The following is a 23,277-nucleotide window of genomic DNA, read 5'->3' on the forward strand; positions in this document are numbered from 1 at the left end:
CAATGACGCCGACATCGTCATCGAGAGCGACGCGCAACATGGGGCGCTCTCGGAGTGGCGGGCCACGCTGATTGTGCGGGAGTCGGCGTGTTTGAGTGTGGCCGATCGGCGGGCCTTGGATGCCGAGATGTGTGCGGATCTGGCCAATCTGGAGGGTAAGGGGGATAAGCGCATTGCCGCGGCGGCCAAGGAGATCGCCTGTCGGCTCGATACCCAGGCGGTGGTGGATCGCGCCGCCAAGGCCGAGGCGGATCGGCGGGTGGGTATCCGGCCGGCCCCCGATGCGATGGTGTGGGTGAGTGCGTTGTTGCCGGTGGCGCAGGGGGTGGGGGTGTATGCGGCGCTCAAACGCGCCGCCGACACCACGTTCGATGAGCGGTCGCGGGGTCAGGTGATGGCCGACACCCTGGTGCAGCGGGTCACCGGGCGCCCCGCCGGGACGCCCGAGCCGGTGGCGGTGAATCTGGTGGTGACCGATCAGACGCTGCTGGGTGGGGATAACAGCGCGGCGATCGTGGACGGGTATGGCCCGATCCCCGCCGAGGTGGCGCGGCGCCTGGTGGGCGGCGCGGTGGCCGATGAGGGTTCGCGGGCCACGTTGCGGCGGTTGTATGCCCATCCAACCTCGGGGGCGTTGGTGGCGATGGAGTCGCGGTCGCGGTTGTTCCCGAAAGGCTTGGCGAGGTTTATCGGGTTGCGGGATCAGACCTGTCGCACACCGTATTGTGATGCGCCGATTCGGCATCGTGATCATGCCCAGCCGCGGAGTCGGGGTGGGCCGACCAGCGCGGCCAATGGGCTCGGGGAGTGCGAGCGCTGCAACTACGTCAAGGAAGCACCGGGCTGGCGAGTCCGCGCGGGCACCGATGACAACGGCGCCCACACCGCGCAATTCGTCACCCCGACCGGGGCGACCTACCGCTCGACCGCGCCGCCGCTGCCCGGCGCGCCACTGATCACCATCAGCGAAGTCGAACTCAAAATCGGCATCGCCCTCACCGAACTCCACGCCGCCTAAGCGACCGGCATCCACGGCGTCAGGCGTGGGATCCAGGCCCCGACATTGCGGCGGTACTCCTCGTACTGCTCGCCGTACGTCCGCACGAGCGTCGGTTCTTCGTACCAGCGGACGAATGATGCTGTGATGATCCATCCGATCGCGGCGTAGAGCACGAGCCACCAGCTGCCGAAGAGCAGTGCCTGCCCCAGGATCGCGATCAGCAGACCGAAATACATGGGGTTGCGGATGTAGCGGTTGAACCCGGTGACCACCAGCCGCTGTGTGGGCGCGATGGGCATCGGCGTGCCGCCGGCTTTGACGAACTCGACGAACGCATGCACCGGCGGCACGAGCCCCACGACGATCAGCACGGCGCCCACCACGATCCGCCACCACGGCGTGGACCCGGGCACCTGCCAATGAGTGATCAGCCAGGGGCCGAGGCCGACGAAGGTGCCCGGCGCGACGACGAAGAACGCGGCGGAACTGATTGCGGCGGCGGGTGTTCGCACCTAGCCAGTATTGGCTGGGATCTCCGCCAGCTGGGTCAATCGCACGCTATTGCCCGACGGGTCGCGGAAGCCGGAGTCAATGCCGTACGGCATCTGGTGCGGCTCTTCGGTGAACTCCACCCCGCGAGCCCTGAGCTCCTCGAAGGAGCGCTGGCAATCGTCGGTCGTGAGGAACACCGTGCCGGCGAAGCCCTTCGCGGTGAGATCGAGTACTTGCCGTCGGGTGGTTTCATCCATGATGGGCGGGCCCGGCACGGCCATCAACACCAGCGAGACGTCGTTCTGTCCGGGCGGGCCGACCGTCAGCCACCGGAACGGCGTGTTGTCATCGGGAAGCGAAACATCTTGGCGCACTTCCATTCCGACCTTCTCGGTCCAGAATTTCAGTGCGACATCCTGGTCGTGAACCCATATCTGGGCGCTTGCGATTCTCATGGGCACGACGCTACGACGCCGGTCGTCGGCCCGTCTTCTCCCGGTGTGCTGTCTTGGGAACCCGGCTATCGGCAGGCGGCCGGGTGTCGCGTTTGAGAATGCAACTGGGCACCCGCGCGTACATGGCTGCCGGCGGCATGCTGGCACGGTACGCGGCCGGCGGCTTGCCGTACACCCGGGCGAAGCTCGTGGTGAAGGAGCCGACACTGGTCAACCCGACCATCGCACAGATCTCTGCCACCGAACGATCCGTCTGCCGCAACAGCGCCGCCGCCCGCTCCAGTCGCCGGGTCTGCAGATACGCCCGCGGCGACTCGCCGAACGTGCGGGTGAACATCCGGCTGAAGTGCGCCCGCGACAGCCCCGCCGCCGCGGCCAGGTCGTCGACGGTGATGGGCTCCGCGTAGCGCGCGTCGGCCAGGTCTTTGGCCCGCATGAGGTAGCGCGCGGGAGGAACCTGCGCCATGGCTTCAAGTATGGACTGCTCGCGAAACTGGCACCTGACGCAGTACGTTGGTATTGCGGACGAGTTGGCCGGGCGGCCGCGGATCGCCCACAAGGCGATTCGAGGAAAGTCCGGACTTCACAGAGCAGGGTGGTTGTTAACGGCAACCCGAGGTGACTCGCGGGAAAGTGCCACAGAAAACAGACCGCCACCTTCGCGGTGGTAAGGGTGAAACGGTGCGGTAAGAGCGCACCAGCATCCCGGGTGACCGGGATGGCTAGGCAAACCCCACCCGAAGCAAGGCCAAGAAGGCCGCACCTGGTGCGGCCGCGCAGGCGTCCGAGGGTTGCTCGCCCGAGCCTGCGGGTAGGCCGCTTGAGGCACCCGGTGACGGTGTGTCCAGATGGATGGTCGCCGCTTCGTCGCCAGACATGGAGGCGAGGAACAGAATCCGGCTTACAGGCCAGCTCGTCCGCCTTGCCATGTTCACCAGCCAATATCTTCGTTTCGAACGACCGTCGCTACGCAGGGGCTACGCAGTAGATCGTACGATCCGGGTATGAGCGCACCGCCTAAGAAACGCTCTGTACGGGCAGGCGTCGAAGACCTGTGGCATCATGCACCCCTTAAAGATTGAGCAGGTGTTCTAGCCTGCTGACAACTCTGACGGCCCGGTGTGGTGTACCGACCTTCTACCAATCGGCAGCGTTTGTCGCGCCGAGCCGCATGGCTTCGTTCACCAACTCGGTGAGGTCGGGCGGGGGATCGCCTTCACGGAGGCGAGGCATCAGCTCTCGGAGGTAGTGCCCGATGCCCCATTGCTGCCCACTAGTGTTCTTGAGCAGGTGGGTCAGTAGGCGAGCCCAGTCCTCGGCCTCGGCAGCAATGTCGAGGTCCATCAACCGATGAAGAAACCCTCCGTGCTGCTCGATGCCTGCCGCGGATGCCAGGACAAGGTCGATTGCCTCACTTCGGACTCCTGGCAGGCCGACGACCCAGCCGGCCGTGGCGGAGGCTTCGGCCGGAGTGAATGGTTGCGGCACGGACTGATTGCGACCCGACCAGTATGCGCGGATCCATCGATTCCATTGACTCGTTGCCTCACCGGCTTGAAGCTGTGTCAGCGCGTGCTCGACTTGTTGTGCCCACGAGACTCGAAGGTCTTCTGGCGCGGCGAGTACGAAGCGTGCCAACCACGTTGCCGGGTCCACGGAGGCGAACATCGCGATCGACGTCAAGTGCATCGCGAGCTGGCGACGGAGGTTCTCCGGAAACGCAGCGGTATGCGTCGTCGCGGTCAGGTAGTGCTCGAGTAGACCGGCCTCGAGCAGCCCGTCGTTCGCGCGCCCCCATGTGAGAAAGCCCTGCCATGCTGCCGCTGCCTGCTCCTCGCTTGTCCAGTCGAAGAGGGGAAGAAGCCGGGCTTCACACCAGTCGCGGTCCGCGCTGAAGAAGAAGTGCAATTGCGAGGAAAGGAAAGTTCGGGCCAGCAGTCCGTTACGGTCGTTGGCGGAGATCAGATGGTTGAGCTCTTTGGCGATTTCCCCCGGGAGGCCATCCCAAGTCGCCTCAGCTTGCGACCACTCCCACTGAACGACCTTTGTCCAGAACTCGGCCAGGTCACCTGCTGGGTGGTTGATCGCTTCCATCACAAGGTCAGCCCCACCGACGATCGAGCCCTCCGTAGGCGTCGTGGGCCATAGGGCGGATGCCAGTGTCCGTGCTGATTCGTACTTATGCCAGGCGGTGGGGTGTTCGGGAGTTCCGCCGTTAGACAGCATGGCAGAGGCTGGCCTGCGAATCTCCTCGTGATCCCATCCCGCGATGGTTGCGAGAGCTTGCTCAACAAGGGCATCGCTCAGCGTCGCGCGATCCCAGCCATTGATGACTGCCGATCTGAACTCGCCATCATCGTCTTGTAGAATTTGAGCGACGAGTAAGCCGTCCGCCGGATGCACTGTGACGCAGGCTTGCAGCGATCTTAGTGCGCCGGTCCAGGTTGGTCCTTGGAGTGCGTGCGTCTCTGCCTTGAACTCGCGAAGCCGAGCGAGCGCGGCCGTTGGTTCGTCGGCTATCAACTCGTGGAGCTCGGCTGCTGTGAAGGGCAATGCATCCTCGACGAACCCAGACACGCTGTAGTGGTTGAGATCTGGGTGTTCCCTTCGGTCGTACTCGGGGTGTGCAGCCTGCGCTTCTTCAAATGCTTTGGCTGCCATCTGAAGTTTGGGTGCTGACTGTGCGAGCCAGCCGAGCAGGTTGTAGACCCGATAGGTGGACTGCTCACCGCCAGCGCCCCCCTCAGGACCGGCGATAGCAGCGTCTACAAGGCTGCGGGCCACGTCCTCGCTCGCAGATGGGAGAGCGTCCCTGATTAGCTGGAGCACTTCGTGCTGGACCGCCAGGTCCCAAAGAAGGTTCTGCACTAACAGCCAAGTCAACTTCCCATCGGGGCCGACGTCCGTTCGTACCCGCCAGCCGTGCACAGCAAGGCGTCGAAGGATCGCGTTGGGAGAGGATCTCCACACTTCTAGGTATTCCACTGCAAGGGAAAGATCATGGGACAGAGCCGCCTCGATCGAGTCGCGTGCTGCGTCAATCAGGACATCGATGCGGTTGCGGTGGCTGTCTTGCTCGTGCCGCTCGATGGCTGATCGCGAGAACGAAATTCGATCGAATGACCTATCAGGATCCAATCCGCCAAGGCTTCGATAGACCCGCGAAATCTGCTCCGTTGCCAGACTGAGGAGTTCGGCGAAGTGCTGATCGAGGACCGGGAAGAAGATCTTGGTCCAGTTGTCGGTGAGCCAATACTCGTCGCCGCAGAGGTCGACTTCGAATCGGGGTTGGTCGGTGGCGTCACCGAAGTCAAACGCTGGTATCAGCAAGGGGCGGGTCCGATCCTCGAACACCGTGAGTGCGAGATCGAAATTGTTCGTCCAGTCCTTGTCCACAAGCATCATGTCGAGCAGGTCATGTCGACGGGTCGGGGCGTTTTGAAGGACAAGCTGGAGCCATGGATTGAGCCACTTCGGGAACTCACCCTTGAAGGCGAAGAGGGTCTGGGTGATGACGTACCAGGTGTCTGGCGGCCATGACTTCTCGCGGAAGGCTCTCAGAACTCTCCCCGAGTACGCCTCGGTGAGGATGTACTGATCAGCGATCCAGGACATGAGGATCCTCGACGCTGGTTCGCTGGCTGTGTCGGGCGAGAACAAGCGAGGAAATGCAGGTTGGCCTTCGATCCACGCCAACCACCGATGGCCACGGTCGATGTCGACGAACCTTGCCTTCTCCGCGAAGTACCTGATCCGGTCCGCGTGTTTGAGCGCCGCGTCGAGGTAGGAGACTTCCTCGGGGATCGTGGGCGGCTCCCCTGACACGAGGTCGGCAATTCGTGCGCGATGCTCGATGTGCCCCATCGTCGCCAGTTCTCGCCATCGCTCCAGTGATGCGGGCAGAGCCGAGTGGTCGCCAGCCTCATTAGGGTATGAGATGGGTGTCAATCCCAACCTGCGCCACTCTGCGTTCTGCTCATCGTCAGTTAGTACATATCGGTTGTGATTCGGTCCGAGAGAGCGGGCGAGATACTGCATCACGACGTCGCCATGGCTGTAGCCGATGAAGATGACCGTGAATCTCAAGAACATCCGCTCCAGGAACCGGGCAGCCCACGCCTCGCGCAGATAAGCGCGGCCAAAATCGGTGTCCGTAACCACGAGACGGCGGCTGGGCTGCGACAAAGACCCGTGGAGGTGCACGATCCCTTCGAAATCGTCACCGACGGGTAGAGCCGGAGCCTCGTAGACATCATGATCGGCGGACAGGGAAATGGCTGCCGAGGTCAGGTGCCGGTCGTAGTTGGTCGTGACAATCTTAGGGGTCGGATACGCGGCAGCCAGCCCAGCGATTGCGAGGTGAAGGGTGTTGGGCTGCGATCCGGCAAGGTCGATCGCGTTGGCGACGAGTTGGTGTACGTCGTTCCCGCGGTCCTGAAGGTGGCCGAGGAACACATCCGGGTGTCGGACCTCGTCGTCGGTCGGTTCGCGCCCGACGAGCGCGCCGATATTCCGCACCAGTTGCGCGAAGTCCGGCAGATTAGAGGGATGTGAACGAGATGCACCTGCTCCGACGAAGATCACCAGTTTGCCTGCTTCGGCGGCATCAAGAACGGGCTGGGGCACGTCGATGTCGCCGATCCACATGCGTCAATTCTGGCCTACCGGCGAACTGGGAAGATGCCGAGAGGCAATCTCCGGCTTACAGGCCAGCTCGTCCGCCTCGCTAGTCGGCCTTGCGCACCGATTTGTTCAGCCTCTTCAATGCATCGTCGAGCTGTTCGCGACAGCGCCGGGCCAAGTCGTCCTCCTGCTGATACAGCAGCCCGTAGGTGAAGGTGTCCTCCCCGGCGGCGTGCGCCGTCTCGGCCTGCTGGCTCAGATGCGTACGGCTGACGACGCTGTCCTGGTGGTCGCCCAACAAGGTCTGAATCACCTTGGCGCGATCGGCCACCTTGTCGGCGCCCGTCGCCGCAGCGGTGTAGCGAAGTCGCTTGGCGCCCTTGCGTATTCGGTGCAGAGCCTCATCGCGCTCTTCCTCGGCGGCACTGGCCGCCCGCTTGGCCGCCTTGCGCACGCGTTTGTACGCCGAGTCGATGCTCACCTGCGGTGCCTCTTCGCCGGGCGGCGTCGGCGGCGGCTCGGCGGCCGCCAGCGCCTCGAGCGCATCGAGTAGCCGGAAGTAGCGCTGCGAGCGCATCGCCGTCAGAGACCGCCGCAGCCCCGCCTTGTACCGGCGTTTTGCGCCCTCGACGAGTCGCTCGCGGATCGGGCCGCGAATCAGCTCCGCCGGCAGCTCGTCCAACGCGCGTTCGTATCGTTCGGCGAGCACCTCCGCGTCGCGGGCCACCCCCAAAACGGCGGCCAGCTGGCGCAATTCGTCCAGAATCCACGCGTCCCCCGCCGTTCCAGAGATTCCGAACGCGCCCTCCGAGGACTGCAGCAGGCTGCGGATCTTGCGCGTCGTCACCCGCATCTGGTGCACCGCGTCATACGCGTCGGCGCGTACCGCGCGATCCCATACCAGTAGCTGTTCGACCTGCTCGGCCACCGCCCGGTGCACCGGATCCTTCGGTCTGACAGGGGCTTCGGCCGGCGCATCCGCGGCGGAGGCCAGCACCCGGGCCAGTTTCGAACCGTGTCCGGCGGGCACGGCGCCGGCATCGAGGAGCCGATTCGCGAGTCGATCCAGCACATCGCCGGCGGTGCCGTCGAGCAGCTCGAGCTCCCACTCGCGCCACCGCTGCGACACACCGTCGGGTTCGGCGGCCGCGGTCACTTGGTCGTCGCAGAACTCGGCGACCGCCGCGCCGTCGTGGCCGTAGAGCACGTCGACGGTGCGGTGGTTGGTGATGCGCGCGACCGGAACCAGCGGCCGGTCCCGCACGAGGGCCAACACCACGTCGCGCAAAGCCTCCGGCACGCCCTCCTCGCCGTCGCCGAGCGGTGCGCGGATCTCGGTCCTGGCATCGGGTCCGGCCGGCAGTTTGAGATGCCACCCGGCGTCGTCCCCTCCGGTGCGACGGCGCAACGTGACGTGGTGTGCGGCCAGGGCACGCTCGGGTGTGTCGAAATAGACAGCATCGAGTTGCTGTGACGGCGACCGCTCGACTCGGGCCACCGCAGACAATCCGTCAAACGAGGGCGAGACGGTCTCGTCGACCACCTCGAATTTGCGTTCGACCTCGGTGTATTTGGAGGTTTCGGGCGAACTGGTGGCCATCTTCACCTTCGTCGTGAGCCGCAGGAATTCTGGTGCGAAACTCAGCCTGCCATACCGAGATTAACGGCGATTTTTCCGGCACAGGGGTACCAGAGCACACCAAACCTTTAACGATCTCTTAAAGTTGCTGTATGTGTCGGGAACCTGAGTCGCCGGCTGCCGGGCTGGCCACGATGAAGATCGAAGACTACCTCGATTCCTCGGGGCACATTGCGATACCCGCCGGTGTCACGCTGACGTCCTATCTCGACCAGAACGTCGCCGCGCTCGGTGAAACCCCGTCGTATCGCTATCTCGATTACGAGCACGACCGTCGGGTGATCGAACTGACGTGGAGTCAGCTCGGGGCGCGGTTGCGCGCGGTGGGCGCCCGCCTGCAACAGGTGACTCGCCCCGGTGACCGCGTCGCCATCCTCACCCCGCAGGGTGTCGATTACGTGGTGGGATTCTTTGCCACCATCCAGGCGGGCAATATCGCCGTGCCGTTGTTCGCCCCGGAGCTGCCCGGCCACACCGAACGGCTCGACGCCGTCCTGCGCGACTCCCAGCCCACGGTGGTGCTCACCACGACCGCTGCCGCCGAGTCCGTCGGCGCGTTCCTGCGCAAGCTGCCGCGGTCCCGTCGCCCGCGGATGATCGCCGTCGACGCCGTGCCGGATTCGGTGGGTGCGACGTTCGTCCCGGCGCAGCTGGACACTGACGACGTCGCCTATCTGCAGTACACGTCCGGGTCGACGCGCACCCCGGCCGGTGTGGAGATCACCCACCGCTCCGCGTGCACCAACGTGCTGCAGATGATCCTGTCGGTCGGCCTGGACTGGAACATCCGCAGCGTCAGCTGGTTGCCGCTGTTCCACGACATGGGTCTGCTGATGATCATGTTCCCGGCGCTGTGCGGTGGGCACATCACCCTGATGTCGCCGGTGGCGTTCGTGCGCCGCCCGAACCGCTGGATCACCGAGCTGGGGGCCTCGGATCTGCCGACCTTCGCCGCGGCGCCGAACTTCGCGTTCGAGCTGGCCGCCCAGCGTGGCCTGCCCGCCGAGGGGCAGCCACTGGATCTGTCCAATGTGGCCGGGCTGATCAACGGCTCCGAGCCGGTCAGCATGGCGTCCATCGAGAAGTTCCACGCCGCGTTCGCGCCGTACGGGCTGCGCGAGACCGCCGTCAAGCCGTCCTACGGGATGGCCGAGGCGACGCTGTTCGTCTCGACGATCGCGCCCGACGCCCGCCCGAGCGCGGTGTATCTGGACCGCGAGCAGCTGGGCGCCGGCCATGCGGTCGAGGTTGCTCCCGACGCGCCCAACGCGGTGGCGCAGGTCTCCTGCGGCCAGGTGGCGCGAAGCCAGTGGGCGGTCATCGTCGACCCGCAAACCGAAGCCGAGCTGCCCGACGGTCAGGTCGGCGAGATCTGGCTGCACGGCGACAACGTCGGCCGCGGCTACTGGGGCCGCGAGCAGGAAACCGAGCTGGCATTCCGCAACAAGTTGCAGTCGCGCCTGGAGCGGGGCAGTCACGCCGAAGGGTCTCCGGTGGGCGGTACCTGGTTCCGCACCGGCGATCTGGGCGTCTACCTCGACGGGGAGCTCTACATCACCGGCCGGATCAAGGACATGGTCATCGTCGACGGCCGTAACCACTACCCGCAGGACCTGGAAGCCACGGTTGCGGAGGCGTCCCCCGCGGTGCGGTCGGGGTTTGTGGCGGCGTTCTCGGTGCCGTCGGATGCCGGTGAGAAGCTGGTTGTGGTCGCAGAGCGCGCGCCGGGTGCCGGCCGGACCGACCCCGAGCCGGTCAAGGAGGCGATCCGCGCGGCCATCTCCAGACGCCATACGTTGCCGGTGCACGACATCAAACTCGTTGCGGCGGGCACGATTCCGCGTACCACCAGTGGCAAACTCGCCCGCCGGGCCTGCCGGGAGGAATACCTCGCGGGCAGGATCTAGCCCGGGCGATAGAGTCCCGGTGTGACCCAATACCAGACCATAACGTTCGACCAGGCCGGACCCGTCGCGCGGATCGCGCTGAACCGGCCGGATGCCGCAAATGGCATGAACGACACCATGACTCGCGAACTGGCCGACGCCGCCCGGCGCTGCGACACCGAGTCCACGAAGGTTGTGCTGCTGACTGCCTCGGGGCGATTCTTCTGCGCCGGGGGTGATCTGAAGTCGTTCGCGGCGGCGCCGAGCCGCGGACGGTATATCAAGGGCGTGGCAGACGACCTCCATCGTGCGATCTCGACGTTCGCCCGGATGGATGCCGTGCTGATCACGGCGGTCAACGGCGTCGCCGCCGGCGCGGGCTTCAGTCTCGCGGTGACGGGCGATCTGGTGCTGGCCGCGGCGTCCGCGTCGTTCACGATGGCCTACACCAAGGCGGGATTGAGCCCGGACGGCAGCTCGTCGTACTACCTGCCGCGGCTCATCGGTATTCGCAAAACGCAGGACCTGATGCTGACCAACCGTATGTTGTCGGCGGACGAGGCGGCCCAGTGGGGTTTGGTGACGGAGGTGGTCGCCGATGATCAGCTCGCGCAGCGCGCCGAAGAACTTGTCGGCCAATTCGCTTCCGGGCCAAGGAAATCCAACGCAGCAGTGAAGCGGCTGTTGCTCACGTCGCTGCAGAGCGGTATCGAGGAGCAGATGGAGGCAGAAGGTCGCCTGATCGCCGAATGCGCCGAGTCGGCCGACGGTCACGAAGGCGTCGACGCGTTCATGGCCAAGCGGCCACCGAAGTTCGCCTAGTACGAGTGCTCATCGGCGGGGAACACCCCGCTGGCGACCTCGTCGGCGTATTGCGTTGCGGCTCTGCGCAATTCGCCACCGATGTCGGCGAATCGCTTGACGAACTTGGCCGTCTTACCGGTGGTGAGCCCGGCCATGTCCTGCCATACCAGCACCTGGGCGTCGCAGTTGGGGCCCGCGCCGATGCCAACCGTCGGGATGGTCAGCTTGCCGGTGATCTGGGTAGCCAGCTCAGCCGGCACCATCTCCAGCACCACCGCGATCGCACCGGCTTCCTGCACCGCGATCGCGTCGTGGATGGTCTGCTCGGCGGCATCTCCGCGGCCCTGCACCCGGAAACCGCCCAGGCTGTTGACGCTTTGCGGGGTGAAGCCGATGTGGGCTACGACGGGAATGCCCGCCGCGCTAAGCGCGGCGATCTGGTCGGCGACGCGTTCGCCGCCTTCGAGTTTGACGGCCTGCGCGCCGGCTTCCTTCATGAAGCGGATCGCCGTCTCGAGCGCTTGGGCGGGGCCGGCTTCGTAGCTGCCGAACGGCAGGTCGGCCACCACCAGGGCGTGGGGCGCGCCCCGCACGACGGCGCGGACCAACGGGATCAGTTCGTCGACGGTCACCGGAACCGTGGTGTCGTAGCCGTAGACCACGTTGGCGGCCGAGTCACCCACCAGCAGCACCGGAATCTCGGCATCGTCGAATGCGCGGGCGGTGGAGTAGTCGTAGGCGGTGAGCATCGCCCACTTGTGTCCTTCGGCCTTCCACTTCTGCAGATGGGTGGTACGGACCTTGGTGCGGGGTTTCGTATCGTGCGCAGCGTTGGCAGCACCGTAAACAGTCTGCTCAGACATCGTTGTCCCTCAAATGAGTGGTCGGGTCGATCCTCGTGGCCTATCCAGGTCCCCGGGTTCGTCTGACCCACCCAGTCTGCCACCCCGCAAGAAGATGTGGAAAGCCGCGTTGAGTGGATTTCCTCACACTTTGCGCCGGCCGTCCTACGATCGCGACATGCAACGGCTCAGCGGACTCGACGCCAGTTTCCTCTACCTCGAAACCGCAGCGCAGCCATTGCATGTGTGCTCAATCCTCGAAATCGACACCTCAACCATGCCCGGCGGTTACACATTCGACCGGCTGCGTGACGAATTGGGCTTGCGGATCAAGGCCATGCCTCAGTTTCGCGAAAAGCTGGCCGACAGCAGGTTCAATCTCGATCACCCAGTCTGGGTGGACGACAAAGACTTTGACGTCGACCGCCATGTGCATCGCATCGGCCTGCCCGCACCGGGCGGTCGTCGCGAGCTGGCCGAAATCTGCGGGCACATCGCGTCTTTGCCGCTGGACCGCAGCCGTCCGCTGTGGGAGAAGTGGGTCATCGAGAACATCGCAGGCACCGACGCCCATCAGGGTGGTCGACTGGCGGTGTTCACCAAGGTGCACCACGCGGGGGTGGACGGCGTTACCGGCGCCAGCATGATGTCGCAGCTGTGCAGCACCGAACCCGACGCGCCGCCACCGGATCCCGTCGACGGGGTCGGCGACGCCAGCTCATTGGAGATTGCGCTGAACGGCGCAGTGCAGTTCGCCACCCGGCCGCTGAAGCTGGCCAACATGCTGCCGGCGACCGTGTCGACGGTCGTCGACACCGTCAGACGCGCCCGCAGCGGACTGACCATGGCGGCACCGTTCGCGGCCCCCAAGACCGCGTTCAACGCCAACATCACCGGCCATCGCAACATCGCGTTCGCCGAGCTCGATCTGGAGGATGTCAAAGCGGTCAAGAACCACTTCGGGGTCAAGGTCAACGACGTGGTGATGGCACTGGTGTCGGGCGTGCTGCGCAAGTTCCTCGAGGACCGCGGCGAACTGCCCGAGGAGTCACTGGTGGGCATGGTGCCGGTGTCGGTGCACGAAAAATCGGATCGCCCGGGACGCAACCAGGTGTCGGGCATGTTCTCCAGCCTGCGCACCGACATCGCCGATCCGGCTGAACGTCTCAAGGCCATCGCCGAAGCCAATTCGGTTGCAAAGCAACACAGTTCGGCGATCGGCGCGACACTGCTGCAGGACTGGACCCAGTTCGCCGCGCCCGCGGTGTTCGGTGTCGCGATGCGGCTGTATGCCCGCAGCCGGCTGACCGAGGCCAAACCGGTGCACAACCTGGTCATCTCGAATGTGCCCGGCCCGCAGGTGCCGCTGTACTACCTGGGCTGCGAGGTCAAGGCGATGTACCCGCTGGGGCCGATCTTCCACGGCTCGGGGCTCAACATCACGGTGATGTCGCTGAACGGCAAGCTCGACGTCGGCATCGTGTCGTGCCCGGAACTGCTGCCCGATCTGTGGGATCTGGCCGACGACTTCGAACCCGCGCTCGACGAGCTGCTCGACGCCACGAAATAGGCCTTCACCAGGCTGGGCGCAAGTTCATGGCAGCATGTGGTGCCATGAACCTCAAGATCGGGGTGTTCGCGTCGCTGTCGGCCGTCCTGCTCGTCGCGGGCTGCAGCAAAATGGTCGACGGCCGCGCCGTCGTCGCCGTGCCCCGGCCGGGCACGCCCATCAACTGGTCGGAATGCAAGACCGCCGAACCATCCGACCAGTCCCGCATCCCGGCCGGCGCCGAGTGCGGGATGCTGTCGGTGCCCGTGGACTACGAGAAGCCCGACGGGGACGTCGCGCAGCTGGCGATGATTCGCTTCAAGGCCACCGGCGACAAGATCGGCTCGCTGGTGCTCAACCCGGGCGGGCCGGGAGAGTCCGGCGTCGAGGCGGCGGCCAACATGTTGGCGACGCTGCCGGCCCCCGTCCGTGAGCGGTTCGACGTGGTCGGGTTCGACCCCCGCGGGGTGGCGTCGTCGACGCCGGCGGTGTGGTGCAACTCCGACGCCGACAACGACCGGCTGCGCGCCGACCCGCAGGTCGACTATTCACCCGAGGGTGTCGCCCACATCGAGAGCGAGACCAAGGCGTTCGTTCAGCGATGCGTGGACAAGATGGGCAAGGAGTTCCTGGCCAACGTCGGAACCGCCAATGTGGTCCGCGATCTCGACGCGATCCGCGCGGCGCTCGGCGACGAGAAGCTGACCTACCTGGGCTACTCGTACGGCACCCGCATCGGCTCCAACTACGCCGAGGAATATCCGGACAAGGTGCGCGCGATGATCCTCGACGGCGCGGTCGATCCCAACGCCGACCCGATCGAGGCCGACATCCGCCAGGCCGCGGCGTTCCAGCAGGCGTTCGACGACTACGCTGCCGACTGCGCCAAGGACCCGGAATGCCCGCTGGGCACGGACCCGGCCAAGGCCGTCGACGTCTACCACAGCATGGTGAACCCGTTGGTGGAGGAGCCCGCGGAAACCAAGGATCCGCGCGGGCTGAGCTACAGCGACGCGATAATCGGCACCATCCTGCCGCTGTATTCGCCGAACCTGTGGCGGCATCTGACGCAGGGTCTGACCGAGCTCAAGAATGGTCGCGGCGACACCATGCTGGCGCTGGCCGACCTGTACATGGGCCGCGACGCGCAGGGCCACTACAACAACTCCACCGACGTGCGGGTGGCGGTGAACTGCGTCGACCAGCCCGCGGTGACCGACCGGGAGAAGATCGTCGAGCAGGACCGCCGGATGCGCGAGGTCGCCCCGTTCATGAGCTACGGCGAGTTCACCGGGCACGCCCCGCTGGGCACCTGCGCGTTCTGGCCCGTGCCGCCGAGCAGCACGCCGCACGAGATCTCGGTGAGTGGGCTGCCGCCGATCCTGGTGATCTCGACGACGAACGACCCCGCGACGCCGTATCAGGCCGGTGTGGACCTGGCGCGCCAGCTGGGCGGCACGCTGCTCACGTTCGAGGGCACCCAGCACACGGTGGCCTTCCAGGGCAACGCGTGCGTCGACGACATCGCGGCGAAATACCTCATCGACGTGGTGGTGCCGCCGCCCGACAGCCGCTGCTGAGCCTGCCTGATCACAGCCTGGTCACCGTTGTATTCCAGCCGCTGACCCGGCGCGGGTGGCCATGCGAACATGTTCGCCATGTGGCGGGCGGCGGTGGTGATGATGCTCGCCCTCCTACCGATCTTGGCCTGCCCGACGGCGTCGGCTGCGCCGGAGGTTGCGCCGCTGGCGTGGGGGAGTTGCGCCCGCTGGATCCCTGACACCCGCGGTATCCCGACCGCGCAGTGTGCGACGGTGCCGGTGCCCGTTGATTACGCGAATCCCCAAGGCGCACAAGCACAATTGGCGGTGATCCGGATTCCCGCCAGCGGCCCGAAGATCGGTGTCCTGGTGGTCAACCCGGGCGGACCGGGCGCGTCGGCAGTCGACACCGTTGCCACCATGGGGGCCGCGCTGGGCGGCACCGAGATCGGGCGCCGGTTCGACCTGATCGGCATCGACCCGCGCGGCGTCGGGCACTCCACACCGGAACTGCGTTGCCGCACCGACGCCGAGTTCGACGCCTGGCGCCGTGAGCCGTTCGCCGACTACAGCCCCGCCGGCGTCGCGCACATCGAGAGCATCTACCGGCAGTTCGCGCAGCGCTGCGTCGAGCGGATGGGCGCCGAGTTCCTGGCCAACGTCGGTACCGCTTCGGCGGCACGCGATTACGACGTCGTGCGTGAGGCGCTCGGTGAGAGCCAGATCAACTATCTCGGCTTCTCGTACGGCACCGAATTGGGGGCGCGCTACGCCGAACGCTTTCCCGACCGGGTACGCGCCATGGTGCTCGACGGCGCCGTCGACCCCAGCCTGGACCCGATCGAAGAGATCGTGCGCCAAATGGCCGGATTCCAAAAGGCGTTCAACATCTACGCCGCCGACTGCGCCGAATCGGCCGGCTGTCCGCTGGGCACCGACCCGGCACAGTTCGTCAACCGCTTCCACCAACTCGTCGACCCGCTGGTGCACCGGCCCGCCTACACCTCCGACCCGCGCGGGCTCAGTTACCAGGATGCGATGACGGGCACCGGCAACGCGCTGTACACCCAGCGCTACTGGACGTATCTGACCAGTGGGCTGCTCGGGCTGGCACGCGGTACCGACGCCGGTGACCTGCTGCTGCTGGCCGACGACTACCAGCGCCGCGACTCCAACGGCCACTACGAGAACCGGCAGGACGCGTTCACGGCGATCCGCTGCGTCGACGCGCACTACCCGACCGACCCGGCGGTGTGGGCCGAGGCCGACCGGCGGATCCGCGAAGTCGCACCGTTCCTCAGCTACGGCAGCTTCACCGGTTTCGCGCCCCGCGACGTCTGCGCGATGTGGCCGGTGCCGCCGACCTCCGCACCGCATCCGGCGGTCAACCCCGGGCCCGGCAAGGTCGTGGTGGTGTCGACCACGGGTGATCCGGCCACGCCGTATCAGGCCGGCGTCGACCTGGCCCGGCAGATGGGCGCGCCGCTCATCACATTCGAGGGCACCCAGCACACCGTGGTGTTCAATGGCGACGCGTGCGTCGACACCGCCGTCGTCGCGTATCTGACGGATCTGAGGTTGCCGCCGAGCAACCTTCGGTGCTAGGTCCTATCAGCGCCGTAACACAGATTTAACAGCCGCTGCCTACGCTGCGGTCATGGACCGCCAGAAGGAATTCGTGCTGCGCACGCTGGAGGAACGCGATATCCGCTTCGTCCGGTTGTGGTTCACCGACGTGCTCGGATACCTCAAGTCGGTGGCGATCGCACCGGCCGAGCTGGAGGGTGCCTTCGAAGAGGGCATCGGCTTCGACGGTTCGGCGATCGAGGGCTTCGCCCGGGTGTCGGAGGCCGACATGGTGGCCCGCCCCGATCCGTCCACGTTCCAGGTGCTGCCCTGGACCTCCAGCTCGGGTAAGCACCACTCGGCCCGCATGTTCTGCGACATCACCATGCCCGACGGGTCGCCGTCGTGGGCCGACTCCCGGCATGTGCTGCGCCGGCAACTGGCCAAGGCCAGCGACCTCGGCTTCTCCTGCTACGTGCATCCCGAGATCGAGTTCTTCCTGCTGAAGCCCGGTCCGGACGACGGCACGCCGCCGATCCCGGCCGACAACGGCGGCTATTTCGACCAGGCTGTGCACGACGCGGCGCCCAACTTCCGCCGCCACGCCATCGACGCGCTGGAGCAGATGGGCATCTCGGTGGAGTTCAGCCACCACGAGGGCGCGCCCGGTCAGCAGGAAATCGACCTTCGCTACGCCGACGCACTGTCGATGGCCGACAACGTGATGACGTTCCGCTACGTCGTCAAGGAGGTCGCGCTGGGCGACGGCGTGCGGGCGTCGTTCATGCCCAAGCCGTTCGCCGAGTATCCGGGCTCGGCGATGCACACTCACATGAGCCTGTTCGAGGGCGAGAACAACGCCTTCCATGACCCCAACGACGCGCTGCAGCTGTCCGACGTCGGCAAGTCGTTCATCGCAGGCATTCTGGAGCACGCCTCCGAGATCAGCGCGGTGACCAATCAGTGGGTGAACTCCTACAAGCGGCTGGTGCACGGTGGCGAGGCGCCGACGGCCGCGTCCTGGGGTGCGGCCAACCGCTCCGCGCTGGTGCGAGTGCCGATGTACACCCCGCGCAAGGCGTCGTCGCGACGCGTCGAGGTGCGCAGCCCCGACTCGGCGTGCAACCCGTACCTGACGTTCGCGGTGCTGCTGGCCGCGGGTCTGCGCGGTGTGGAGAAGGGCTACATGCTCGGGCCGCAGGCCGAGGACAACGTCTGGAGCCTCACACCCGAGGAGCGCCGCGCGATGGGCTACCGCGAGCTGCCGTCGTCTCTCGGCGTCGCGCTGGAGTCGATGGAGAGCTCCGAGCTGGTTGCGGAAGCGTTGGGGGAGCACGTATTCGACTTCTTCCTGCGCAACAAGCGCGCCGAATGGGAGAACTACCGCAGCCACGTCACCCCGTACGAGCTGAAGACCTACCTGTCGCTGTAACGTCGGGGCATGGCCAAGCCGGCGACCGAGCGACCCAAGCTGCCCAGTGTGGGCCGGCTCGGGCTGGTCGAACCGCAGGCCGGCGCGGAGCTGGACCGGCTGGGCTGGAACACCGAATCACACGTCGAACTGCTGTGGTCGCTGTCGCGCGCCCCGGACGCCGACGTCGCGTTGCGCGCGATCGTGCGCCTGGCCGACGCGCTCGGTGGCGAGTGGGACCAGCTGGACCGCGCCTTGGTGTCCGACCGTGGCCTGCGCGGCCGGCTGTTCGGTGTGCTGGGTTCGTCACTGGCACTGGGCGACCACCTCGTCGCGCACCCGCAGTCGTGGCACCTGCTGGCCGGTAAGACGGAACTGCCGTCCGCCGACGACCTTCGCCGCGCATTCGTCGAAAAAGCCAGCGGCGCAACAGATCCGCTGCCGGAGCTGCGCAAGCTCTACCGCGATCGGATCCTGGTGCTGGCGGCGCTGGACTTGGCGTCGACAGTGGAAAACGAGCCGGTGCTGCCGTTCGTGACGGTGGGCGCGCACCTGTCCGACCTCGCCGACGCGGCGCTGGAGGCGGCGTTGACCGTGGCCACCCGGTCGGTCTGCGGGGAGCAGCCCGGACCGCGGATCGCGGTGATCGCGATGGGCAAATGCGGTGCGCGCGAACTGAATTACGTCAGCGACGTGGACGTCATCTTCGTCGCCGAAGAGGCCGACGCCGTGACCACGCGGGTGGCGGGCGAGATGATGCGCTTCGCCGGCGACGCCTTCTTTGAAGTCGATGCAGCGCTGCGGCCGGAGGGCAAGCACGGTCAACTGGTGCGCACGCTCGACTCGCACATCGCCTACTACCAGCGCTGGGCCAAGACGTGGGAGTTCCAGGCGCTGATGAAGGCGCGGCCGGCGGCCGGTGACGCCGACCTCGGCAAGGCCTACGTCGAGGCGTTGATGCCGATGGTGTGGACGGCATGCGAGCGCGAGGATTTCGTGTCCGAGGTGCAGGCAATGCGCCGTCGCGTCGAGGAATTGGTGCCCGCGGGGGTGCGCGCCCGGGAACTCAAGCTCGGCACGGGCGGGCTGCGCGACGTCGAATTCGCCGTGCAGCTACTGCAATTGGTGCACGGCCGCAACGACGAGTCACTGCATGTGGCGTCGACGGTGGACGCGCTGGCCGCGCTCGGCGCGGGCGGCTACATCGGCCGCGACGACGCCGCGAACATGACTGCGTCGTACGAATTTCTGCGCCTGCTCGAACATCGGCTGCAGTTGCAGCGGCTCAAGCGCACACATCTGCTGCCCGCCGACGACGACGACGAGGCGATGCGCTGGCTGGCCCGCGCCGCGCATGTGCGGCCCGACGGCCGCCACGACGCGCTCGGCGTGCTGCGCGAGGAGCTCAAGCGCCAGAACCTGCGGGTGTCGCGGCTGCACGCCAAGCTCTTCTATCAGCCGCTGCTGGAATCGGTGGGCCAGCCGGCTTTCATCGGCGAGGGGATGAGCACCGAAGCCGCCGAACGTCAGCTCGCTGCACTGGGATACGAGGGGCCGCAGAGCGCGCTTACGCACCTGGCGGCGCTGACCGGGCACAGCGGGCGTCGCGGCCGGGTCCAGCAGGTGCTGCTGCCGACGCTGCTCGACTGGCTCTCCGACACACCGGATCCCGACGCCGGGCTGCTGGCGTATCGCCGGATCAGCGAAGAGCTGTCCGAACAGCGGTGGTATCTGTCCACGCTGCGCGACGAGGGTGCGGTGGCCAAGCGACTCATGCGGGTGCTGGGGACCTCGGCGTATGTGCCCGACCTGTTGATGCGGGCACCGGAGGTCATCCAGCTCTACGCCGACGGCCCGAACGGGCCCAAGCTGCTCGACGTCGAACCCGAAGGCGTGGCACGGGCATTGGTGGCCTCGGCGGGCCGGCACGCCGATCCGGTGCGCGCGATCGCCGCCGCCCGCACGTTGCGGCGCAGGGAGCTGGCCCGCATCGCGTCGGCCGATCTGCTCGGCATGCTCGAGGTGACCGATGTGTGCAAGGCGCTCACGTCGGTGTGGGTGGCGGTGCTGCAGGCCGCGCTGGAGGCGGTGATCCGGGCCAACACCCCCGACGAAGGACCGCCGGCGCGCATCGCGGTGATCGGCATGGGCCGGCTCGGGGGCGGCGAATTGGGTTACGGCTCCGACGCCGACGTGATGTTCGTCTGCGAACCGTCACCCGGCGTCGACGAGTCGGCTGCGGTGCGCTGGTCGGTGAGTGTCGCCGAACAGGTGCGACGGCTGCTGGGCACGCCCAGCGTGGACCCGCCGTTGGAGGTGGACGCGGGGCTGCGGCCGGAGGGCCGCAACGGTTCGCTGGTGCGCACGCTCGCGTCGTACGAGGCCTATTACACACAATGGGCGCAGCCGTGGGAGATTCAGGCGCTGCTGCGGGCGCACCGGGTGGCCGGCGATCTGGACCTCGGTGAGCGGTTCCTGTTGATGGTGGACAAGACGCGCTATCCGCCGGGCGGGGTGTCGCCGGAGGCGGTGCAGGAGATCCGGCGCATCAAGGCACGGGTGGACGCCGAGCGGTTGCCGCGCGGTGCCGACCCGAACACCCACACCAAACTGGGCCGCGGCGGGCTCGCGGACATCGAATGGACGGTGCAGCTGCTGCAGCTGCGGCACGCGCACGAAGTCCCAGCACTGCACAACACGTCGACGCTGGAGACGCTGAACGCGATCGGGGCGGCCGAGCTGATCGCCGAGGGCGACGTGGAGCTGCTGCGGCAGGCGTGGCTGACCGCGACGCGGGCGCGCAACGCGCTGGTGCTGGTGCGTGGTAAGCCGACCGATCAGCTGCCGGGCCCCGGTCGCCAACTCAACGCGGTGGCGCTGGCCGCCGGCTGGGGCAGCGACGACGGCGGCGAGTTCCTCGACAATTACCTGCGGGTGACCCGCCGGGCAAAGGCAGTGGTACGAAAGGTTTTCGGTGGATAGGTACAGATCGTGAGCATGGACTTCGGCATCGACGTGATCAGCGCGGAGGAATACGAGCGGCAAAAGGCGCTGTATGGACCGCTGACCGAATCGCTGCGCAGGCTCATCGAGGCGGGGCTGCACACCGAGGTCGACGAGGACACGGTCCGCGACGCGCAGGCCGCGATCGCGGCGGTCACCGAACTGCTGGAGCGCAAACAGCGCAATGTGGCCTCGACGCTGCGCCATGAAGCCACCGGGCGCCCGCTCGCGTGGGCGAATCCCGCTGTGGGAGTGCGCAATGCGATCGCACCTCCGATGGAGATCCACCACGAAGCCGACGGCCGCTGCTGGAGCGAGTTCAATCTCAGCGCCGCCTACGAAGGACCGCCGGGCTGGGTGCACGGGGGCATCTGCGCACTGGTGCTCGACCACATTCTCGGCGAGGCGGCCAGCGACGGCCTGACCAAGCCGAAGTTCACCGGCACGATCACAGTGCGCTACCTGCGCGGCACGCCGCTCGGCCCGCTGCGGGCCGAGGCATCCGTCGAGCGCATCGACGGCGTCAAAACCTATGCGCGCGGCAATATCTCCGACGCCGACGGGACCACAGTTGAGGCCGAAGGCATCTTCATCCAGCCGGCGTGGGCCCGGGACGTGGGATGAAGTTTTACATCAGCCCGGCGTTTCTCGAAACCGGCGAGATCGTCGAAATTGCCAGGGCCGCAGATGAGCTCGGCTACGACGGGATGGGCATTCCCGATCATGTCGTCAACCTCGAAACATTGGCGACGCCGTATCCGTACACCCGCGACGGGCAGCGCCGCTGGCAGCCGTTCACCCACTGGCCGGATCCGTGGGTGCTGGTTGGCGCGCTGGCGCAGGTGACGACCCGGCTGCGGTTCGTCACAACGGTGTACATCCCCGCGATGCGCGATCCGTACTCGGCGGCCAAAGCGATTGGGACCGCGGCGTATTTGGCAGGCGGCCGGGTGGAACTCGGCATCGGCGTGGGCTGGTGCGAAGAAGAGTTCACGTTGATGGGGCAGCGGTTCGATCGTCGAGGGAAGCGCACCGACGAGATGCTCGAACTGTTTCGCTCGCTGTGGCAGCCGGGCTGGACGGAATTCGAGGGTGAGTTCTACCGGACGCCGAGGCTGGAAATGGAGCCGACGCCGCCGCACATCCCGATCTACGTCGGGGGACTGAGCGATATCGCGTTGCGTCGCGCGGCGCGCAACGACGGCTGGATCGGCGATCTGATCACGTTGGACCGGGCCATCGCGGCGGCGGGCCGACTTCGGGAACTGCGGGCCGAAAAAGATTTGCCGATGGACGGTTTCACCATCCTGACGCCGCTCACCGATGCGTTCACGATCGCCGATTACGAGCGCGCGGCCGCGGCCGGCATCACCCATATCCTGACCATGCCGTGGATGTTCTATACGGGGCCGGATGCGACGCTGGCCGAGAAGATCGACGGCATGAAGCGATTCCGCAAGGACCTCGCACTCGACGACTAGCCCCAGCGGTTGATCACGTCGCCGACGGGCTGACCGGACGCCAGCGCGGCCATCATCAGCACCCGCGCTTGGCTGGGCCGCAGGTTCGGCACCATCACCGCACCGGCCTTCACCATGTCATCGCCGGGACCGTATTCGGCCACCACCGGACCGGTCGGCACACGGGTGGAGATCGCGAAGGCCACACCGGCCGGCGCGTGCCGGCGCACGGCATCCACCACGGCGTCGCCCGCGTTGCCGGATCCCAACGCCGCCAAGACGATTCCGCGGGCACCGGCGGCGACGGCCGCGTCGATCGGTCCGGCGCCGTCACCCGGATAGGCGGCGACGATGTCGACCCGCGGCGCCGACGCGGCCGATACGTCGGCCACGAAGGGGCGTTGCGCCGGTTGGGTCAGTGTGAACGTCCCGTTTGCGACGGTGCCGACGGTCGGGCCGGCGAACGCGGCCAGGTCGGCAGTGTTCATCTTGCGCGTGCCCAACGCCTGAAACACATTGCCGGCGAACGTGATCAATACGCCCTGACCGCGGGCGGCGGGGCTGGCCGCCACCGTCAACGAATCCCGTAGATTCCTCGGCCCGTCGGCATCGGGAGCATCCGAACTGCGCTGTGCGCCGGTCAACACGATCGGCGCGGACCCGTTGTAGGTGACATCCAGCCACATGGCGGTGTCTTCCATGGTGTCGGTGCCGTGGGTGATCACCACGCCGTCGGCGCCGTCGGCGACCGCACGCTTGGCGGCCCCGCCGATCGCATCCCAGTCCGCGGGCGTCAACTGCGAACTGTCCTTCTTCATCAGGTCGACGACCTCGACGTCGAGGCCCGCGGCGAGTTCTTCCCCGCCAACCGTCGGCCGCCGGACACCGCTGGGGTCGGTGCTCGTCGCGATCGTCCCACCGGTGGTGATCACGACAAGACGCGCATTCTCGGGCTGCGCGCTGGCCGGTCCCGTCATGCTCATCAATAACCCCGCCGCCACCGCGA

General features: G+C 66.7%; 17 protein-coding genes and 1 other RNA gene. 11 read left to right on the plus strand and 7 right to left on the minus strand.

The window, feature by feature from the left end:
* Nucleotides 1–1,018: HNH endonuclease (locus CWS39_RS09225; protein ID WP_102142622.1), on the plus strand; the 1,018-nt coding region annotated here is incomplete at its 5' end.
* Here the strand turns inward: CWS39_RS09225 and CWS39_RS09230 are convergent.
* The 3 genes from CWS39_RS09230 to CWS39_RS09240 are packed head-to-tail and all read right to left on the minus strand — an operon-like array spanning nucleotide 1,015 to nucleotide 2,413.
* On the minus strand, nucleotides 1,015–1,512 hold the full coding sequence (locus CWS39_RS09230) for a methyltransferase family protein (RefSeq protein WP_102142623.1): 498 nt from the start codon (nucleotides 1,510–1,512) through the stop codon (nucleotides 1,015–1,017). The two genes, CWS39_RS09225 and CWS39_RS09230, sit on opposite strands and share 4 nt — an antisense overlap.
* Entirely contained in the window at nucleotides 1,513–1,947 is a 435-nt protein-coding gene (locus tag CWS39_RS09235; protein WP_102142624.1) for a VOC family protein, read from the minus strand.
* Nucleotides 1,948–1,957: 10 nt separating this feature from the next.
* Complete coding sequence (locus tag CWS39_RS09240; RefSeq protein WP_102142625.1) at nucleotides 1,958–2,413, minus strand: helix-turn-helix domain-containing protein; 456 nt, start codon at nucleotides 2,411–2,413, stop codon at nucleotides 1,958–1,960.
* Nucleotides 2,414–2,473: 60 nt separating this feature from the next.
* Here CWS39_RS09240 and rnpB point away from each other — a divergent pair.
* Nucleotides 2,474–2,867: RNase P RNA component class A (gene rnpB / locus CWS39_RS09245), an RNA gene on the plus strand.
* A gap of 217 nt (nucleotides 2,868–3,084) precedes the next feature.
* Here the strand turns inward: rnpB and CWS39_RS09250 are convergent.
* Together CWS39_RS09250 and CWS39_RS09255 are read right to left on the minus strand one after the other, a co-directional pair.
* Nucleotides 3,085–6,594, minus strand: a complete 3,510-nt coding sequence (locus tag CWS39_RS09250; protein ID WP_102142626.1) for a DUF4020 domain-containing protein — start codon at nucleotides 6,592–6,594, stop codon at nucleotides 3,085–3,087.
* A 79-nt stretch (nucleotides 6,595–6,673) separates the two neighbouring features.
* Nucleotides 6,674–8,170 carry a CYTH and CHAD domain-containing protein gene (locus CWS39_RS09255; RefSeq protein WP_102142735.1) on the minus strand — a complete coding sequence of 499 codons (1,497 nt, stop codon included), beginning with the start codon at nucleotides 8,168–8,170 and terminating at the stop codon, nucleotides 6,674–6,676.
* Between the two features lie 173 nt (nucleotides 8,171–8,343).
* Here CWS39_RS09255 and CWS39_RS09260 point away from each other — a divergent pair, with 173 nt between their 5' ends.
* Together CWS39_RS09260 and CWS39_RS09265 are read left to right on the plus strand one after the other, a co-directional pair.
* Nucleotides 8,344–10,116 carry a fatty acyl-AMP ligase gene (locus CWS39_RS09260; RefSeq protein ID WP_102142627.1) on the plus strand — a complete coding sequence of 591 codons (1,773 nt, stop codon included), beginning with the start codon at nucleotides 8,344–8,346 and terminating at the stop codon, nucleotides 10,114–10,116.
* Between the two features lie 21 nt (nucleotides 10,117–10,137).
* Entirely contained in the window at nucleotides 10,138–10,917 is a 780-nt protein-coding gene (locus CWS39_RS09265) for an enoyl-CoA hydratase/isomerase family protein (RefSeq protein ID WP_102142628.1), read from the plus strand.
* Here the strand turns inward: CWS39_RS09265 and panB are convergent.
* Nucleotides 10,914–11,762 carry a 3-methyl-2-oxobutanoate hydroxymethyltransferase gene (gene panB, locus CWS39_RS09270; protein ID WP_102142629.1) on the minus strand — a complete coding sequence of 283 codons (849 nt, stop codon included), beginning with the start codon at nucleotides 11,760–11,762 and terminating at the stop codon, nucleotides 10,914–10,916. The two genes, CWS39_RS09265 and panB, sit on opposite strands and share 4 nt — an antisense overlap.
* A 157-nt stretch (nucleotides 11,763–11,919) precedes the next feature.
* Here panB and CWS39_RS09275 point away from each other — a divergent pair, with 157 nt between their 5' ends.
* From CWS39_RS09275 to CWS39_RS09305, 7 genes are all read left to right on the plus strand, one after another.
* Entirely contained in the window at nucleotides 11,920–13,311 is a 1,392-nt protein-coding gene (locus CWS39_RS09275) for a WS/DGAT/MGAT family O-acyltransferase (protein ID WP_102142736.1), read from the plus strand.
* 44 nt (nucleotides 13,312–13,355) lie between these two features.
* Nucleotides 13,356–14,870 carry an alpha/beta hydrolase gene (locus tag CWS39_RS09280; RefSeq protein ID WP_199178019.1) on the plus strand — a complete coding sequence of 505 codons (1,515 nt, stop codon included), beginning with the start codon at nucleotides 13,356–13,358 and terminating at the stop codon, nucleotides 14,868–14,870.
* A 69-nt stretch (nucleotides 14,871–14,939) separates the two neighbouring features.
* A complete protein-coding gene (locus CWS39_RS09285; RefSeq protein ID WP_102142631.1) occupies nucleotides 14,940–16,436 on the plus strand; it encodes an alpha/beta hydrolase in 1,497 nt (498 codons plus the stop codon).
* 52 nt (nucleotides 16,437–16,488) lie between these two features.
* Nucleotides 16,489–17,829 carry a glutamine synthetase family protein gene (locus CWS39_RS09290; RefSeq protein ID WP_102142632.1) on the plus strand — a complete coding sequence of 447 codons (1,341 nt, stop codon included), beginning with the start codon at nucleotides 16,489–16,491 and terminating at the stop codon, nucleotides 17,827–17,829.
* A 9-nt stretch (nucleotides 17,830–17,838) separates the two neighbouring features.
* Nucleotides 17,839–20,790: a bifunctional [glutamine synthetase] adenylyltransferase/[glutamine synthetase]-adenylyl-L-tyrosine phosphorylase gene (locus CWS39_RS09295; RefSeq protein WP_102142633.1), complete on the plus strand. Its 2,952-nt coding sequence runs from the start codon at nucleotides 17,839–17,841 to the stop codon at nucleotides 20,788–20,790.
* 15 nt (nucleotides 20,791–20,805) lie between these two features.
* Nucleotides 20,806–21,435 (plus strand): PaaI family thioesterase, encoded by a 630-nt coding sequence (locus CWS39_RS09300; RefSeq protein WP_199178027.1) that lies wholly within the window; start codon nucleotides 20,806–20,808, stop codon nucleotides 21,433–21,435.
* Nucleotides 21,432–22,292 (plus strand): TIGR03619 family F420-dependent LLM class oxidoreductase, encoded by an 861-nt coding sequence (locus CWS39_RS09305; RefSeq protein WP_102142635.1) that lies wholly within the window; start codon nucleotides 21,432–21,434, stop codon nucleotides 22,290–22,292. Before CWS39_RS09300 ends, CWS39_RS09305 begins: the two co-directional genes overlap by 4 nt.
* Here the strand turns inward: CWS39_RS09305 and CWS39_RS09310 are convergent.
* Complete coding sequence (locus CWS39_RS09310; RefSeq protein ID WP_102142636.1) at nucleotides 22,289–23,248, minus strand: asparaginase; 960 nt, start codon at nucleotides 23,246–23,248, stop codon at nucleotides 22,289–22,291. The two genes, CWS39_RS09305 and CWS39_RS09310, sit on opposite strands and share 4 nt — an antisense overlap.
* Between the last annotated feature and the right edge of the window lie 29 nt (nucleotides 23,249–23,277).

The sequence above is a fragment of the Mycobacterium hubeiense genome (assembly GCF_002838065.1).
Lineage (GTDB): Bacteria > Actinomycetota > Actinomycetes > Mycobacteriales > Mycobacteriaceae > Mycobacterium > Mycobacterium hubeiense.